The sequence below is a fragment of the Variovorax sp. UC122_21 genome, assembly GCF_044056785.1.
GTDB lineage: Bacteria > Pseudomonadota > Gammaproteobacteria > Burkholderiales > Burkholderiaceae_C > Variovorax.
Genome location: NZ_CP172004.1, coordinates 815561 through 831261, shown reverse-complemented (window position 1 = coordinate 831261; position 15701 = coordinate 815561). Strand labels below are relative to the sequence as shown.

Here is a 15701-nt window from a genome sequence, read left to right as displayed (position 1 = left end):
TTGCCGGTCCGTCCTTTCTTCTGCTGCTCGTTCTCTTCTTTTCCGTCCACTGTCCGTGCGACCGGATCAGCCCAGCAGGCCGTGCAGGATGTTGGCGACCGGGGTCACCACGTTGCCCACCGTGTGCTCGACCTGGCTGGTGATCGGGGTCACGGTCTGGGTCAGGTTGGTACCCAGGGCGTGGTCCAGACCGTCCAGCACGTTGGACACCGTGTCCACCACCGGAGCCGCGGCACCCGTGGCGCCGGCCAGGATGTCGGTCACCGGGGCCAGCGCGCCGGAACCGGTGCCGGTCAGCGAATCGACCACCGGCGTCGCGCCACCCGTCAGGCCGCCGAGGATGTCGGTGACCGGCTGCAGGATGTTGGCCACCGGGCCGTCGCCGCCGAGCGAACCGAGCAGGCTGCCGACGAGGCCGTCGTTGCCCAGCAGGCCGCCGACCAGGCCGTCGTTGCCGAGCAGGCCACCGACCAGGCCGTCGTCGCCGAGGACGCCGCCGAGCAGGCCGCCTTCGCCGCCGCCGAGCACGCCACCGAGCAGGCCGCCTTCGCCACCGCCAAGCACGCCACCCAGCAGGCCGTCGTCGCCCAGGACACCGCCGAGCAGACCGCCGTCGCCGCCGAGGACGCCGCCCAGCAGGCCGTCGTCACCCAGGACGCCGCCGAGCAGGCCGCCTTCGCCGCCGCCGAGCACGCCACCCAGCAGGCCGTCGTCACCCAGCACGCCGCCGAGCAGACCGCCGTCGCCGCCGAGAACGCCGCCCAGCAGGCCGTCGTCACCCAGCACACCGCCGAGCAGGCCGCCGTCGCCGCCGAGGACACCGCCCAGCAGGCCGTCGTCACCCAGGATGCCGCCAAGCAGGCCGCCGTCACCGCCGAGCACGCCGCCCAGCAGGCCGTCGTCGCCCAGGATGCCGCCGAGCAGGCCGCCGTCACCGCCGAGCACGCCGCCCAGCAGGCCGTCATCGCCCAGGATGCCGCCGAGCAGGCCGCCGTCGCCGCCGAGAACGCCGCCCAGCAGGCCGTCGTCGCCCAGGATGCCGCCGAGCAGGCCGCCGTCGCCGCCGAGCACACCGCCCAGAAGGCCGTCGTCACCCAGCACGCCGCCGAGCAGGCCGCCGTCACCGCCGAGCACGCCGCCCAGCAGGCCGTCGTCGCCCAGGATGCCGCCGAGCAGGCCGCCGTCACCGCCGAGCACGCCGCCCAGAAGGCCGTCGTCGCCCAGGATGCCGCCGAGCAGGCCGCCGTCACCGCCGAGCACGCCGCCCAGGAGGCCGTCGTCACCCAGGATGCCGCCGAGCAGGCCACCGTCGCCGCCGAGGACGCCGCCCAGGAGGCCGTCGTCACCCAGCACGCCGCCAAGCAGGCCGCCGTCACCACCCAGCAGACCACCGAGGAGACCGTCGTCGCCGAGGACGCCGCCGAGCAGACCGCCGTCACCGCCGAGCACGCCGCCCAGCAGGCCGTCGTCACCCAGCACGCCGCCCAGGAGGCCACCGTCGCCGCCGAGCACGCCGCCCAGCAGACCGTCGTCACCCAGCACGCCACCCAGGAGGCCGCCGTCGCCGCCGAGCAGACCGCCCAGCAGACCGTCGTCACCCAGCACGCCGCCCAGGAGGCCACCGTCGCCGCCGAGCACACCGCCCAGCAGGCCGTCGTCGCCCAGGACACCGCCGAGCAGGCCACCGTCACCGCCGAGCAGACCGCCCAGCAGACCGTCATCACCCAGCACGCCGCCGAGCAGACCACCGTCGCCGCCGAGCAGACCGCCCAGCAGACCGTCGTCACCCAGGACACCGCCGAGGAGGCCGCCGTCGCCGCCGAGCACGCCGCCCAGCAGGCCGTCATCGCCCAGCACGCCACCCAGCAGGCCGTCGCCGCCGATCAGATTCGCCACGCCATCGGTCAGGAAGTCGACCTGCGTGCCCACCGCGCCCAGCAGCGCGTCGGTGGTGCCGGCGCCCAGCAGCTGGTCGGTCAGCGGGCTCAGCAGGCCGCCCACGCCGTCGGTGACCTGACCCACGAGGTCGTCCACCGGATCCAGCACGTTCGGGTCGTTCGGCGTGAAGCTGTCGCCGAGCACCGGGCCCAGCAGGCCGCTCACGGTGTCGGTCAGGCTGTCGGTCAGGCCGACCACCGGGGCGAGCACGTCGCCCAGGCCGAGCTCGCCGAGCAGGCCGTCGTTGAGACCGTCGACCAGGCCGCCGACGACGCCGTCCACGGGGTCGAGCAGTTGGGTGCCCGTGCCGCCGCCACCGCCGACGCCGTCGAGCAGGCCACCGAGCAGACCGCCCACGAGGCCGTCGTCGCCGAGCAGGCCACCGACCACGCCGTCGTCCGCCAGCAGGCCGCCGACCAGGCCGTCCGGACCCAGCAGGCCCGGCACCAGGCCGTCTTCGCCGAGCAGGCCGCCGACGATGCCGTCATCGCCGAGCAGACCGCCCACGAGGCCGTCGTCACCCAGCAGGCCACCGACCAGGCCGTCGTCGCCGAGCAGACCGCCCACGAGGCCGTCTTCGCCGACCAGGCCACCGAGCAGGCCGTCGTCGGCCAGCACGCCACCCAGCAGACCATCGTCGCCGAGCAGGCCGCCGACCAGACCGTCATCGCCCAGCAGGCCGCCGAGCAGGCCGTCGTCGCTCAGCAGGCCGCCCAGGGGACCGCCGGCACCGAGGATGCCGTCGTCGCCGAGCACGCCACCGAGCAGACCGTCGTCGCCGAGCAGGCCACCCAGCAGGCCGTCATCGCCCAGCAGACCGCCGAGCAGGCCGTCTTCACCGCCGAGCAGGCCGCCCAGCGGGCCGTCGGCCAGCAGGCCACCGACCACGCCATCGGGGCCCAGCAGGCTGTCCACGATGCCGCCACCGCCGAGCAGGCCGCCGACCAGGCCTTCGCTGCCCAGCAGACCGCCGAGCACGCCGTCGTCGCCGAGCAGGCCGCCGACCAGGCCTTCGTCGCCCAGCAGGCCGCCGAGCGCGCTGTCGTCGCCGATCAGGCTGCCCAGCAGGCCGTCGGAACCGAGGGCCGGGCCGAGCAGGCCGCCCAGCAGGCCGCCTTCGCCGCCCACGCCGCCGAGCAGGCCGTCGTCACCCAGCAGGGTGTCGAGCAGGCCGCCGACCGCGGTGCCTTCGCCGATCAGGCCGCCGACCAGGCCGTCGTCGCCGAGCAGCTGGCCCACGAGGCCGTCTTCGCCGAGCGCGCTGCCCAGCAGGCTGCCTTCGCCGAGCAGGCCATCGACCACCTGGCCGATGGTGCCGTCGGTGCCCAGCAGGCCGTCGACGACGCCGTCGATGCCCAGACCGGTGGTCACGCCACCGAGCAGGCCATCGCTGCCCAGCACGTTCTCGAGGCCATTGGCCAGGGCGTCGGTGACGTAGTCGACCTGGCCGTTGAGCGAGCCGATCAGCGCGTCGGTCACGCCGTTGCCCAGCAGGGCATCGACGACCGGTGCGACCGCGCCGCCCACGCCGTTGGTCACGTTGTCCACGGCCGTGTCGACCGGGTCGAATTCGTTCGGATCGTCGGGCGTGAACTCTTCGCCGACGATCGGCGCGAGCACGTCGTCGACCAGGTCGGTGACGCCATCAACCACCGGCTTCACCGGGTCGAGCACGCCGCCCAGGCCGAGGGTGTCGTCCACGGCGTCGATCGCGTGGTCGACGAGGCTGTTGCCCGGGTCGAGGAGGTGGTCGGCGTCTGCGTCTGCGTCTGCGTCTGCGTCTGCATCGGCGTCAGCGTCGGCATCGGCGTCAGCGTCGGCATCGGCATCGGCATCGGCATCGGCGTCAGCGTCCGCATCGGCGTCAGCATCGGCATCGGCGTCAGCATCGGCATCGGCATCGGCGTCGGCGTCGGCGTCGGCATCGGCATCGGCATCGGCATCGGCGTCAGCGTCGGCGTCGGCATCGGCATCGGCATCCGCGTCGGCGTCGGCATCGGCGTCCGCGTCGGCATCGGCGTCCGCGTCGGCATCAGCATCAGCGTCCGCATCGGCATCGGCATCGGCATCGGCATCAGCGTCAGCGTCGGCATCGGCGTCAGCGTCGGCATCGGCGTCAGCGTCGGCATCGGCGTCAGCGTCAGCGTCGGCATCGGCGTCAGCGTCCGCATCGGCGTCCGCATCGGCGTCGGCGTCGGCATCGGCATCGGCATCGGCATCGGCATCAGCGTCTGCATCGGCGTCAGCGTCCGCATCCGCATCCGCATCCGCATCGGCGTCCGCATCACCATCGGCATCCGCGTCCGCATCGGCGTCGGAGTCCGCATCGGCGTCGGACTCACCCACGCCGCCAGGGACCTGGAAAGGAAGGAAGGCACCATCGCCGCCACCGCCGCCGCTCAGCGCGGCACCCAGTGCGGCCGCGCCCAGCGCGCCGAGGGCGAACTCGCCCAGGCCGATGCCGCTGCCGGCAGCGAGCTTCTTGGTCACGGCCAGCGCGGCGGCATCCGCATCGCTGTCGGGCGGGGTGACCTGCAGGTCGCCCGAGGCCACGTCGACGTTGACCTGCTCGAGGCCGCCGGGCAGCTTGGTGGAGCCCACCGTGGCATCGGTGCCGCCGGTGAAGACGCCGGCCAGCGGTGCCTTGTTGCCGGCCGAGCCGGGGAACAGGACGTTGGCCTGGCCGCCGTCGGGAACGATCACGCGATCGCCGGCCATCAGCGAATGGCCGCCGTCGACGGGAATCGACACGCCGTCGCGCATGACGACCGTGCCCGGCGTAGCATTGGATAGCGATCCAATGCTGCCGGGAGCAGTCGCGGCGGGCGCTGCGGGTGCGACCACCGGTGCCGAGCCCATGGGGGCGATCGGCGTTGCGGTGGCCTGGGCGATGACCACTGGAGCAACGCCGTTATCGGCAGTTCCTGCGGTCGAGGGGGACGATGCTTGTGGTGCAGTCATGGCGGCCTCTGTGACAAAAGATGGAACTACAGGGGCAACTTGCGTGCCGCTTTTTCCAGGCCTTGCACCCACCGCTCATCGACCGAGCTAACTCGTTGATCTGCTTGGGTTTTTCTTTCAAATCAGTCCTTCGCGAGACGGCTCGCGAGGGCTTTCACCGAGGTCTTTTCTCGATTCGTTACGTAACGATGTAACGTGTGCGTCCCGGAACGCCGGCCTGACCCCAGGGGTCTTCGGCCGACACGCGCAAGCGCCACGGACCTGCGTTAAGCGTCGCCGCCGCGCACGTGCCCACGGCCTCGCGGCCTGCGTCCCCTCCGCTTTTTTCTCTCTGTCTATCTATATATATGTTCAACCCCACCCAGGAAGAGGTGCGCCGCTTCTTCTGCGACGTGTACGCCAAGCACCGCCAGGGCCTGCCGATGGAAGCGCTCGAAACCATCGCCGCCGGCTGGATCGAGGCCCATCCCGAATACCACGAGGACCTGCTCGACGCCGACGCGGCCGTGGCGCGCGTCTACGACGGCGCGAACGGCCGCGAGAACCCGTTCCTGCATCTGTCGATGCACCTGTCGATCAGCGAGCAGTGCTCGATCGACCAGCCGCGCGGCATCCGCCAGGCGGTCGAGCTGCTGGCCGCGCGCCGCGGTTCGCTGCTCGATGCGCATCACGAGGCGATGGAATGCCTGGGACAGATGATGTGGGAGAGCCAGCGCGCGGGGCGTCCGCCCGATGGCGACGGTTACGTCGCCTGCGTCCAGCGCCGCGCAACAAAAGATTAGCCCCCCGGCTTTTCACTCCCTTCGGTCGTGTCACTCCACCCCCCGAGGGGGAGGCGCGGCCGCCCTGGGGCGGCCCGGCGGCGGCCGCATGCCCGCCTACCCCGCCGACGCCCCGCGCCGCCGCGCCGGCAGCGAGCCCTGCGGCTTCGCGGCCTCGCGCAACAGCCCCGCCATCGCGGCCCGCAGCGCCGAAGGCTCGGCATCGCTGCGCAGCAGCAGGCCCACGGGCTCCTCGGTGCCGGCGGTGTCGATGCGCAGCCGCACCATGCGGCCGTCGGCCAGCTCGCCGCGCGCCGCACCCAGCGGCGTGATCCACACGGCTTCCGACAGCGCGACCAGCGCGCGCGCCAGCGCGACGTCGAGCGTCTGCAGCGTGTTGGCCGGCAGCGCGAGGCCGCGCGCCGACAGGAAGCTCTCGGTGTTGTGGCGCGGGATCGTGCCCTCGCCGTAGACCATCAGCGGGTAGTCGAGCACCGATTGCACCGACACCGGCCGGTGCGCGAGCGCATGGCCGGTGCGCACCGCGAACACCAGCGGTTCGGTGTGCAGCAGCTCGAAGCTCAGGCCGCCCATCTGGCGCGGATCGCTCATGCGGCCGACCACCAGGTCGAGCTCGCCGGCGCGCAGTTCGTCGAGCAGCACCGGGTTGGCCGCGCTCTTCACCACCACCTGCACCGCGGGCCAGAGGCCGCGCAGCCGCGCCAGCGCGGCCGGCAGCAGCGCGGGCGCGACGCTGGGCAGCGCGCCGATGCGCAGCCGCTCGACGCGCCCTGCGGCCGTGGGCGCGACGGCCTCGGCGCTGGCCTCGAGCGCCTCGAGCACCTTGAGCGCATGCGCGAGCAGCTGCTCGCCGGCCGGCGTGAGCCCCTGCACGCCGCGCCGCCCGGCGCTGCCGCGCTCGACCAGCCGCGTGCCGGCGATGCCCTCGAGCTCCGACAGCGTCTTCGACACCGCGGGCTGGCTCAGCGCCAGCCGCTCGGCCGCGCGCGCCAGATGGCGCTCCTGCGCCACCGCCACCAGGCAGCGCAGGTGGCGCAGCTGCACGTTGCGCACGAAGTCCAGCCGCAGGTCGCTCGTCATCGGCCCCTTACCCTCGTCTTTTGAATTACCACTGGTTATTGAAACGGAATCAATCTTCAATTTACATCATCGAAGCGGGATTCCAGAATGCGCCCATGCGGACCCGGTCCGTCCCACGACAGGAGACAACAGGCATGTTGACCAAGACCCAGCCCCAGCTCACCCCGCGTGACTGGGACGCCCATCCCAGCTACGTCTACCCCGGCTACAAGTCGACCGTGAAGCGCGGTCCGCAGAAGCCGCTGATCCCGCTCAAGGCCTCGCTCGGCGAGCTGCAGCAGCCGGTCTACGGCCACGAGAGCATCGGCGAGTTCGACCACGACCTCACGCGCAATGCGCGCCGCAACGGCGAGCCGCTGGGCGAACGCATGATCCTCACGGGCCAGGTGCTCGACGAGCGCCGCCGCCCGGTGGCCAACACGCTGGTCGAGCTCTGGCAGGCCAACGCCTCGGGCCGCTACGTGCACAAGGTCGACCAGCACGACGCACCGCTGGACCCCAACTTCCTCGGCGCGGGCCGCTGCCTGACCGACAGCGAGGGCCGCTACCGCTTCCTCACGATCAAGCCCGGCGCCTATCCCTGGGGCAACCATCCGAACGCCTGGCGCCCGCAGCACATCCACCTGTCGCTGTTCGGCCAGAGCTTCGCGAGCCGTCTGGTCACGCAGATGTACTTCCCGGGCGACCCGCTGCTGCAGTACGACCCGATGGTCACCGGCACGCCCGAGCGCTACCGCAACCGGCTGATCGCCGACTTCAGCCTCGACATCACCGAGGAAGGCTACGCGCTGGGCTACCAGTTCGACATGGTGCTGCGCGGCGCCGACGAGACCCCGTTCGAGACCCGCTGAGCGCAGAAGGAAAGAGACACGCCATGAGCAAACTGATGAGCGCCCAGGAAGCCGACTTCGGCCAGACGCCCTCCCAGACCGTGGGCCCCTACTTCGCCTACGGCCTCACCGCCACGCAGTACGGCTACGACTTCGACCAGCCCTTCGACGCGGTGCTGGCGCTGGACGAAGCCGCTGGCGAGCGCATCCGGCTCGAGGGCCGGGTGATCGACGGCGACGGCAATGCCATCAACGACGCGCTGGTCGAGATCAGCCAGCCCGACGGCGAGGGCCGCTATCCGCAGACGCCGGCGCAGGCACGCGAGCTGGGCTTTCGCGCCTTCGGCCGTGTGGGCACCGGCACCGACGCGCAGAACCGCTTCGTGTTCCACACCGTGAAGCCCGGTGCCGAGTCGCCCGGCGAGGCGCCGCACATCAACGTGATCGTGCTGATGCGCGGCCTGCTGCTGCATGCCTTCACGCGCGTGTACTTCAGCGACGAGGCCGAGGCCAACGCCAAGGATGCGGTGCTGCAGAGCGTGCCGGCCGAGCGCCGCCACACGCTGGTCGCGCAGCGCATCGAGCGCGGCGGCGCAGTGAGCTACCGCTTCGACATCCGCATGCAGGGGGCGGAGGAAACCGCCTTCTTCGACGTCTGACCACCTGAAACCGAAGCCGGCCACCGCGCCGGCTTTTTCGTACCCGGACTTTTTCTATACAGCGCGGCAGCCGCAAGGCCGCCGCGCGCTCGCCGCTGCGCAACGCAAAACCATTCCAACACGGAGCAACGCATGTCATCCCCCTCGGCTTCCCTGGACGTCCAGTCCTTCCTCGACCGGCATCCCTTCTCGGCCTTCCAGTGGCGCATCTTCGCGCTGAGCTTCCTCGTGGTGCTGCTCGACGGCTTCGACACCTCGGCCATCGGCTACATCGCGCCCTCGCTCGCGAGCGAATGGGGCGCCAGCAAGATGGCGCTCGCGCCGGTGCTCAGCGCGGCGCTGTTCGGACTCGCGGCCGGTGCGCTGCTGGCCGGCCCACTGGCCGACCGGCTCGGCCGCAAGCGCGTGCTGGTGGGTGCCGTGCTGGTGTTCGGCCTCGGTTGCCTGGCCTCGGCCTTCTCGCAGAACATGCCGCAGCTCGTGGGGCTGCGCTTCGTCACCGGGCTCGGCCTGGGCGCGGCCATGCCCAACGCGGTGACGCTGATGAGCGAGTACTGCCCGAGCCACCGGCGCGCCACCATCACCAACACCATGTTCTGCGGCTTCCCGCTGGGCGCGGCGCTCGGCGGCTTCCTCGCGGCCTGGATGATTCCGCACCTGGGATGGCGCAGCGTGCTGGTGCTCGGCGGCATCGCGCCGCTGGCGCTGGTGCTGCTGATGGCGGTGCTGCTGCCCGAGTCGGCGCGCTACATGGTCGCGAAGCAGTACGCCACCGAGCGCATCCGCGCCGTGCTGCGCCGCATCTCGGAGAGCGCCGCGCAGGCGCGCGTCTTCACCCTCACCGAGGCCGGCCCGGCGCCCGCGGACGGCAGCGGCGGCGGCCTCGCGCTGGTGCTCTCGCCGCGCTACCTCGTGGGCTCGGCCATGCTGTGGATCGCCTACTTCATGGGGCTGGTGATCTTCTACGCCATGATCAACTGGATGCCGATCCTGTTCCGCGAGGCCAACGTGCCGCCGCAGACCGCGACCGTGATCTCGGCGCTGTTCGCGCTCGGCGGCGTGGGCGCCGTCTTCTTCGGCTGGCTGATGGACCGCTTCAACGCCAACCTCGTGATCGCCACCGGCTATGCGCTGACCGCCGTCAGCGTCTACCTGATCGGCCAGTCGCTCGGCAGCCTCGCGGCGCTGGTGCTGACGGTGCTGCTGGGCGGCACGCTGATGAACACCGCCCAGTCGTCGATGCCGGCGCTGGCCGCGGCCTTCTATCCGACGCAGGGCCGCGCCACCGGCATCGCCTGGATGCTGGGCCTGGGCCGCTTCGGCGGCATCGCGGGCTCGTTCCTGGTGGCCGAGCTGGCCAGCCGGCAGCTGGGCTTCGCCCAGATCTTCGCGGTGCTGGCGGTGCCGGCGCTGATCGCGACCGTGGCACTGCTGGTCAAGCAGGTGGTGCACCCGCATGCGGCCGATGCCGGCCGGGGCGCCGGGGCGGTGGCCGGGCACTGAACACGCCCGCCTCCCGGAAAGCAAAAAGCCCGCGACGCGGGCTTTTGCTCTTGCGCAGGGCCGGCGGACCGGCTCGCTGGCTGTTACTTCTCGGCGTGGTGGATGCGCGACTCGGGCACCGTCTTGAGCTCGCCCGGCACCGAGGCGATGTAGCTCGCGAGGGTCTTGAGTTCGGCGTTGCTGAACTTCTTCGGCTCGACCTGGCCGGCCATCACGGCATTCGAGCGGCCGAGGTGGACGTTGTTCTTCACGCGGTAGGACTTCAGCGCCACGAACAGGTAGTCGGCATGCTGGCCGGCCAGCTTGGGCACGGTGCCGTCGTTCGGGGTGTTGAAGTTGGCGCCGTGGCACTTGGTGCAGCTGTTGTCCTCGCCGTTCTTCTTGATCAGCGCCTGGATGTTCTCGGGCATGGGCTTGGCCAGCGCGGCCGGGGGCGCGTCGCCTTCCTTCACGCCGAGCTGGCTGTAGTAGGCCGCGAGGTCGGCGATGTCCTGCTCGGTGAGCGTGTCGGCGATCGCGCGCATCGTCGGGTGCTTGCGGTCGCCACCCTTGTACGCGGTGAGCGCCGCCGTGATGTACGTGGCGCTCTGGCCCGCGATCATCGGCACCTTGTGGATTTCAGGGAAGCTGGCCTGGTAGCCGATGATGCCGTGGCAACCCACGCACATCTGGACCTTCTTGGCGCCATCCTGGGGTTTGCCCGTGACTTGCTGGGCTTGTACCGACACCGTCCCGCAAGCGACAGCAAGGGCAAACATCGTGGTCAACAACTTGTTCATTTTGCGCGCACAATCTCGTGGAGATACCGTTTTTCGAACCAACTTTCGATTATATGCAAGGCTCCCGCGGGTGCCTGTGCGGGCCGACCCGAAGGACGCACGTTGCCGATCGAGTGTGTTCTTTTCTCCACCACAGCCTCCCGTTCACGCATGAAATTCAAGGGCTCAGACAACTACGTCGCGACACAGGACCTGATGCTCGCGGTCAACGCCGCCATCACCCTCAAGCGCCCGCTGCTCGTCAAGGGCGAACCCGGCACCGGCAAGACCATGCTGGCCGAGGAAGTGGCGCAGGCGCTGAACCTGCCGCTGCTGCAGTGGCACATCAAGTCGACCACCAAGGCGCAGCAGGGCCTGTACGAGTATGACGCGGTGAGCCGCCTGCGCGACTCGCAGCTCAAGGACCTGGATGGCGGCGAGCGGGTGCGCGACATCCACAACTACATCGTCAAGGGCGTGCTGTGGCAGGCCTTCACGGCCGAGCAGCCGGTGGCGCTCCTGATCGACGAGATCGACAAGGCCGACATCGAATTCCCGAACGACCTGCTGCGCGAACTCGACCGCATGGAGTTCTACTGCTACGAGACGCGCGAGCTGATCCGGGCCAAGCACCGCCCGCTGGTCTTCATCACCTCGAACAACGAGAAGGAACTGCCCGACGCCTTCCTGCGCCGCTGCTTCTTCCACTACATCAAGTTCCCCGACGCCGAGACCATGCGCAGCATCGTCGACGTGCACTTCCCCGGCCTCAAGCAGGAACTGCTGGCCGCGGCCATGAAGACCTTCTACGACGTGCGCAACCTGCCCGGCCTGAAGAAGAAGCCCTCGACCTCCGAACTGCTCGACTGGCTCAAGCTGCTGGTGGCCGAGGACATCCCGCTCGAGGCGCTGCAGAGCAAGGAAGACAAGGTCGCCGTGCCGCCGCTGGTGGGCGCGCTGCTCAAGAACGAGCAGGACGTGACCCTGTTCGAGAAGCTGGTCTTCATGCAGCGCAACAACCGCTGAGGCGGCGCCGGTCATGCCTGTGCGGCCATCGCCTCCCGTCGGCCAGCTGCTGGTGCTGGGCGTGGCCCAGGCCGTGCTGTTCGTCGTCGGCGCACTGCTCGGCCGCTGGATCGGCCTGTACTTCGGCCTCGATGCCTTCGGCCCCAACGGCTACGGCAACCGCGAGATCTTCGGCATCCTGCTGATCGGACTCGGCGGCGGCGCGGGCGTGCAGCTCGCGCGCGCCTGGTACGACCGGCGCTACGGCAAGCCGGCCCCCTGAACGACACGAGACACGGCGCACCATGGCTTTCGTCGAACCCGTCACCCTGAAGTCGCGCGGCCTCGCGCTGGTACCGCTCGCGCTCGCGCACGAAGACGGCCTGCGCGCCGCGGCCGCCGACGGCGAGCTCTGGAAGCTGCGCGTGACCTCGGTGCCCGAGCCGCAGGACACGCGCGCCTACATCGAGACCGCGCTCAAGACCGCCGACCGCTTCGCCTTCGCCGTGACCGAGGAAGCCACCGGCACCGTGCTCGGCAGCACCAGCTTCCACGACATCCTGCCGGCCGTGAAGCGCGTGGAGATCGGCTACACCTGGTACGCCAAGCGCTGCCAGCGCACCCACGTCAACACCACCTGCAAGCTGCTGATGCTCACGCATGCCTTCGACACGCTGGGCTGCAACGTGGTGGGTTGGCGCACCGACAACTTCAACCACGCCTCGCAGCGCGCGATCAAGCGGCTGGGCGCGAAGAAGGACGGCGTGATCCGCGGCCACGCGATGCGCCGCGACGGCACCATCCGCGACACCGTGATGTACAGCCTGCGCGCGGGCGAGTGGCCCGAGGTCAAGGCGCAGCTGCTCTACCTGCTCGACAAGCCGCGCGGCTGACAACCCCAAGGAGCGTCCCATGCTCATCGATTTCTTCTATACCCTGCGCTCGGCCAAGCTGCCGGTCTCCGTCAAGGAATACCTGACCCTGCTCGAGGCGCTGAAGGCCGACGTGGTGGGCCCGAATTCCGACGACGCCTACGGGCTCGACGACTTCTACTACCTCTCGCGCACCGCGCTCGTGAAGGACGAGAAGCACTACGACAAGTTCGACCGTGCCTTCGCCGCCTACTTCAAGGGCGTGGAGATGCTGACCGACTTCACCAAGGAAGTGCCGCTCGACTGGCTGCGCAAGACGCTGGAGCGCGAGTTCTCGGCCGAGGAAAAAGCCAAGATCGAGAAGATGGGCTGGGACGAGCTCATGGAGACGCTCAAGAAGCGCTTCGAGGAGCAGAAGGAGCGCCACGAGGGCGGCAACAAGTGGATCGGCACGGGCGGCACCTCGCCCTTCGGCCACGGCGGCTACAACCCGCAGGGCATCCGCATCGGCGGCGCGGGCAAGAACAAGAGCGCGGTCAAGGTCTGGGACCAGCGCGCCTACAAGGACTACGACGACACGCAGGAGCTCGGCACGCGCAACATCAAGGTCGCGCTGCGCCGGCTGCGCAAGTTCGCGCGCGAAGGCCACGAGGAAGAGCTGGACCTCGACGACACCATCCACTCGACCGCGGCCAACGCCGGCTTCCTCGACATCAAGATGCGGCCCGAGCGCCACAACAACGTCAAGGTGCTGCTGCTGATGGACGTGGGCGGCACGATGGACGAGCACATCCAGCGCGTGGAGGAGCTGTTCTCGGCCGTGAAGACCGAGTTCAAGCACCTGGAGTTCTACTACTTCCACAACTGCGTCTACGACTTCATGTGGAAGAACAACCCGGCGCCGCTTCTCGGAGAAGTTCGCGACCTGGGACATCCTGCGCAAGTACAACAAGGACTACAAGCTGATCTTCGTGGGCGACGCGACCATGAGCCCCTACGAGATCCTGCAGCCCGGCGGCAGCGTCGAATACAACAACGAGGAAGCCGGCGCCGAGTGGATCCAGCGCCTCACGCACGCCTTCCCCAAGTTCGCCTGGATCAACCCCGAGCCCCAGGGCGTGTGGCAGTACCGCCAGAGCATCTCGGTGATGCAGCAGCTGATGTCCAACCGCATGTACCCGCTGACCCTGCGCGGTCTCGAAGAGGCGATGCGGCTGCTCTCCAAGTAGCCGAAAAGACCTCCCGGCATACCGGGCCTTGACGGCCCCCGAGCCCCGGCCACGCGGGCCTCGCGGCCCGCACATCCATGTATCCGAACGCGTCCGACACGGACGCGTCGGATCATGCTGTCAGAATCGTCGCCCATGTTCAGGGTGGTTCGTGTCGTCTTGCCGGCGTGTTGGCCGGCATTGCTTTTTTCCGGCGTCCTGCTTTTGCAAGGCTGCAGCCTGCTGCCGAAAAAGGACGCGGGCGACTCGGCCGCGTCCACCCCCGCGCTGGTGAGCGATGGCGGCGACCGCGCGGCCAGCGCGTCCACGGACGGCGAAAGGGAGGGCAAGGACGGCAAGCGCCGCGATGCCTTCTCGGTCGACGTGCGCGGCCCCGACAACGTGCGCGAGTACCTCTCGCTGCACCTCGAGATCCAGCGCTACAAGACGCTCGACGACCTCGGCGCGACCGAGATCTCGCGCCTGATGGTCGCGGCCGAGGCCAATGCGCGCGAGCTGCTCGCCACGCTCGGCTACTTCACGCCCGCGCTGACGCTCGAGCTGCACGAGACGCCCGCGAGCGACAAGGCGCCACGCGAGATCGTGGTCACCGTCGAGCCCGGCGAGATCACGACCGTGAGCAACGTGCAGCTCAGCTATGCCGGCCCGATCGCCGACGACCCGAGCGCCGAGTCGCAGCGCGACACCATCCGCACCGCCTGGGCGCTGCGCGCGGGCCAGCCCTTCACCCAGCAGGCCTGGGACGACGCCAAGGCGGTCGCGCTGCGCAGCCTCACGGCCAAGCGCTTCCCCACCGGCAACATCGAGATCAGCCGCGCCGAGGTCGACGCCGACCGCCACGAGGCCCGCCTGAGCGCCACCTACCAGTCGGGGCCGGCCTACAAGTTCGGCCCGCTGCTGCTGCGCGGCAACCAGCGCTACAGCGCCGACGGCATCCGCCGCATCGCGCAACTGCCCAGCGGCGCCGACTACGACCAGCAGAAGCTGCTCGACGCCCAGCAGCGCCTGGCCAGCAGCGGCTACTTCGATTCGGTGTTCCTCACGCTCGACACCGAGAGCGGCACGCCGCTGGCCGCGCCCGTCATCGCGCAGCTGCGCGAGGCGCCGCTGCAGAAGGTGGTGCTGGGCGTGGGCTTCACCACCGACAACGGGCCGCGGCTGTCGATCGACCACATCCACAACCAGCTGCCGCTGCTGGGCTGGCGCGCGGTGTCGCGGCTGTCGGTGGACCGCGACATCCAGTCGCTGGGCACCGAGTGGAAGGCGATCCCCGGCGACGACGGCTGGCGCTGGTTCTCGGGCGCCGAGCTCAAGAGCGAGCAGTCGGGCAGCTACGTGGTCGACAGCGGCCGGCTGCGCGGCGGGCGCAACAAGACCAGCGACCACATCGACCGCAGCTACTTCCTGCAGTACGACTACGCGACCAACCGCGGCACCGACGCCCCGCCCTCGGCCTCGGCCGTGACCGCCAACTGGGGCTGGACCGGGCGCTACTTCGACGACAACGGCTCGCCGCGGCGCGGCTGGGGCCTCGCGCTCGAACTGGCCGCGGGCTACACGCTGACCGGCCAGCAGTCGCCGTTCACGCGCACCTACGCGCGCTGGCTCGGCATCGTGCCGGTCGGCTGGGCCGACGGCAAGGACGCCGCCACGCTGGCGCGCCGCAGCCGCCTGCAGCTGCGCGCCGAGGCCGGCGCGGTGGTCGGCAAGGAGTCGGCGCAGATTCCGTCCACCCTGATGTTCCTGACCGGCGGCGACACCACCGTGCGCGGCTACGGCTACCGCGACATCGGCACCGTGCGCGCCGACGGCCAGACCGTGGCGGGCCGCTACCTCGGCGTGCTGAGCCTCGAGTGGCAGCGCCCCTTCGTCTACAAGGACAAGCTCACCGACTTCGAGAGCGTGGTGTTCGTCGACGCCGGCGCGGTGGCCGACAAGCCCAGCGAGCTCAAGCCCAAGGTCGGCGTGGGCGTGGGCACGCGCTGGCGCAGCCCGGTCGGACCGGTGCAGGCCGACCTGGCCTACGGCGTGGACACGCGCAAGTTCCGGCTGCACGTGCGGCTGGGCTTCACCTTCTGAGCACG

11 protein-coding genes and 1 pseudogene are annotated in these 15701 nt (G+C 70.3%); 9 read left to right on the top strand and 3 right to left on the bottom strand.

Translation table 11 applies throughout. From position 1 onward, the window contains the following. Window positions 1-66: 66 nt before the first annotated feature. On the bottom strand, window positions 67-4899 hold the full coding sequence (locus tag ACHMXE_RS16145; RefSeq protein ID WP_395350191.1) for a hypothetical protein: 4833 nt from the start codon (window positions 4897-4899) through the stop codon (window positions 67-69). Between the two features lie 347 nt (window positions 4900-5246). On the opposite strand from ACHMXE_RS16145, the gene ACHMXE_RS16140 reads away from it, so the two are divergent. Then, window positions 5247-5681 (top strand): DUF1841 family protein, encoded by a 435-nt coding sequence (locus ACHMXE_RS16140; protein ID WP_203202862.1) that lies wholly within the window; start codon window positions 5247-5249, stop codon window positions 5679-5681. A 96-nt stretch (window positions 5682-5777) separates the two neighbouring features. Here the strand turns inward: ACHMXE_RS16140 and ACHMXE_RS16135 are convergent, their stop codons facing one another. After that, window positions 5778-6761, bottom strand: coding sequence for a LysR substrate-binding domain-containing protein (locus ACHMXE_RS16135; RefSeq protein WP_395350190.1), 984 nt, complete (start codon window positions 6759-6761; stop codon window positions 5778-5780). A 134-nt stretch (window positions 6762-6895) separates the two neighbouring features. Between ACHMXE_RS16135 and pcaH the strand changes: the two genes are divergently transcribed. From pcaH to ACHMXE_RS16120, 3 genes are all read left to right on the top strand, one after another. After that, a complete protein-coding gene (pcaH, locus tag ACHMXE_RS16130) occupies window positions 6896-7612 on the top strand; it encodes a protocatechuate 3,4-dioxygenase subunit beta (protein WP_203202863.1) in 717 nt (238 codons plus the stop codon). 23 nt (window positions 7613-7635) lie between these two features. Beyond that, entirely contained in the window at window positions 7636-8250 is a 615-nt protein-coding gene (gene pcaG / locus ACHMXE_RS16125; protein WP_395350189.1) for a protocatechuate 3,4-dioxygenase subunit alpha, read from the top strand. A 132-nt stretch (window positions 8251-8382) separates the two neighbouring features. Beyond that, the gene (locus tag ACHMXE_RS16120; RefSeq protein ID WP_395350188.1) at window positions 8383-9753 is read left to right on the top strand and encodes an MFS transporter; all 1371 of its coding nucleotides are present in this window, start codon (window positions 8383-8385) and stop codon (window positions 9751-9753) included. A gap of 83 nt (window positions 9754-9836) precedes the next feature. Here the strand turns inward: ACHMXE_RS16120 and ACHMXE_RS16115 are convergent, their stop codons facing one another. Next, window positions 9837-10532 carry a cytochrome c gene (locus ACHMXE_RS16115; protein WP_057590879.1) on the bottom strand — a complete coding sequence of 232 codons (696 nt, stop codon included), beginning with the start codon at window positions 10530-10532 and terminating at the stop codon, window positions 9837-9839. A 150-nt stretch (window positions 10533-10682) separates the two neighbouring features. Between ACHMXE_RS16115 and ACHMXE_RS16110 the strand changes: the two genes are divergently transcribed. From ACHMXE_RS16110 to ACHMXE_RS16090, 5 genes and pseudogenes are all read left to right on the top strand, one after another. After that, window positions 10683-11537 carry a MoxR family ATPase gene (locus tag ACHMXE_RS16110; protein ID WP_093347752.1) on the top strand — a complete coding sequence of 285 codons (855 nt, stop codon included), beginning with the start codon at window positions 10683-10685 and terminating at the stop codon, window positions 11535-11537. Window positions 11538-11550: 13 nt separating this feature from the next. After that, on the top strand, window positions 11551-11799 hold the full coding sequence (locus ACHMXE_RS16105; RefSeq protein WP_203202866.1) for a hypothetical protein: 249 nt from the start codon (window positions 11551-11553) through the stop codon (window positions 11797-11799). Between the two features lie 22 nt (window positions 11800-11821). Further along, a complete protein-coding gene (locus ACHMXE_RS16100; RefSeq protein WP_395350187.1) occupies window positions 11822-12409 on the top strand; it encodes a GNAT family N-acetyltransferase in 588 nt (195 codons plus the stop codon). A gap of 19 nt (window positions 12410-12428) precedes the next feature. Continuing rightward, window positions 12429-13617 (top strand): annotated as a pseudogene (locus ACHMXE_RS16095) (VWA domain-containing protein). Between the two features lie 135 nt (window positions 13618-13752). Continuing rightward, window positions 13753-15696 (top strand): autotransporter assembly complex family protein, encoded by a 1944-nt coding sequence (locus ACHMXE_RS16090; RefSeq protein ID WP_395350186.1) that lies wholly within the window; start codon window positions 13753-13755, stop codon window positions 15694-15696. Window positions 15697-15701: the final 5 nt, after the last annotated feature.

Coding starts and splice junctions, on each gene's coding strand:
- ACHMXE_RS16145 (WP_395350191.1), bottom strand. CDS start 4,899: ATGACTGCACCACAAGCATCGTCCCCCTCGACCGCAGGAACTGCCGAT.
- ACHMXE_RS16140 (WP_203202862.1), top strand. CDS start 5,247: ATGTTCAACCCCACCCAGGAAGAGGTGCGCCGCTTCTTCTGCGACGTG.
- ACHMXE_RS16135 (WP_395350190.1), bottom strand. CDS start 6,761: ATGACGAGCGACCTGCGGCTGGACTTCGTGCGCAACGTGCAGCTGCGC.
- pcaH (WP_203202863.1), top strand. CDS start 6,896: ATGTTGACCAAGACCCAGCCCCAGCTCACCCCGCGTGACTGGGACGCC.
- pcaG (WP_395350189.1), top strand. CDS start 7,636: ATGAGCAAACTGATGAGCGCCCAGGAAGCCGACTTCGGCCAGACGCCC.
- ACHMXE_RS16120 (WP_395350188.1), top strand. CDS start 8,383: ATGTCATCCCCCTCGGCTTCCCTGGACGTCCAGTCCTTCCTCGACCGG.
- ACHMXE_RS16115 (WP_057590879.1), bottom strand. CDS start 10,532: ATGAACAAGTTGTTGACCACGATGTTTGCCCTTGCTGTCGCTTGCGGG.
- ACHMXE_RS16110 (WP_093347752.1), top strand. CDS start 10,683: ATGAAATTCAAGGGCTCAGACAACTACGTCGCGACACAGGACCTGATG.
- ACHMXE_RS16105 (WP_203202866.1), top strand. CDS start 11,551: ATGCCTGTGCGGCCATCGCCTCCCGTCGGCCAGCTGCTGGTGCTGGGC.
- ACHMXE_RS16100 (WP_395350187.1), top strand. CDS start 11,822: ATGGCTTTCGTCGAACCCGTCACCCTGAAGTCGCGCGGCCTCGCGCTG.
- ACHMXE_RS16090 (WP_395350186.1), top strand. CDS start 13,753: ATGTTCAGGGTGGTTCGTGTCGTCTTGCCGGCGTGTTGGCCGGCATTG.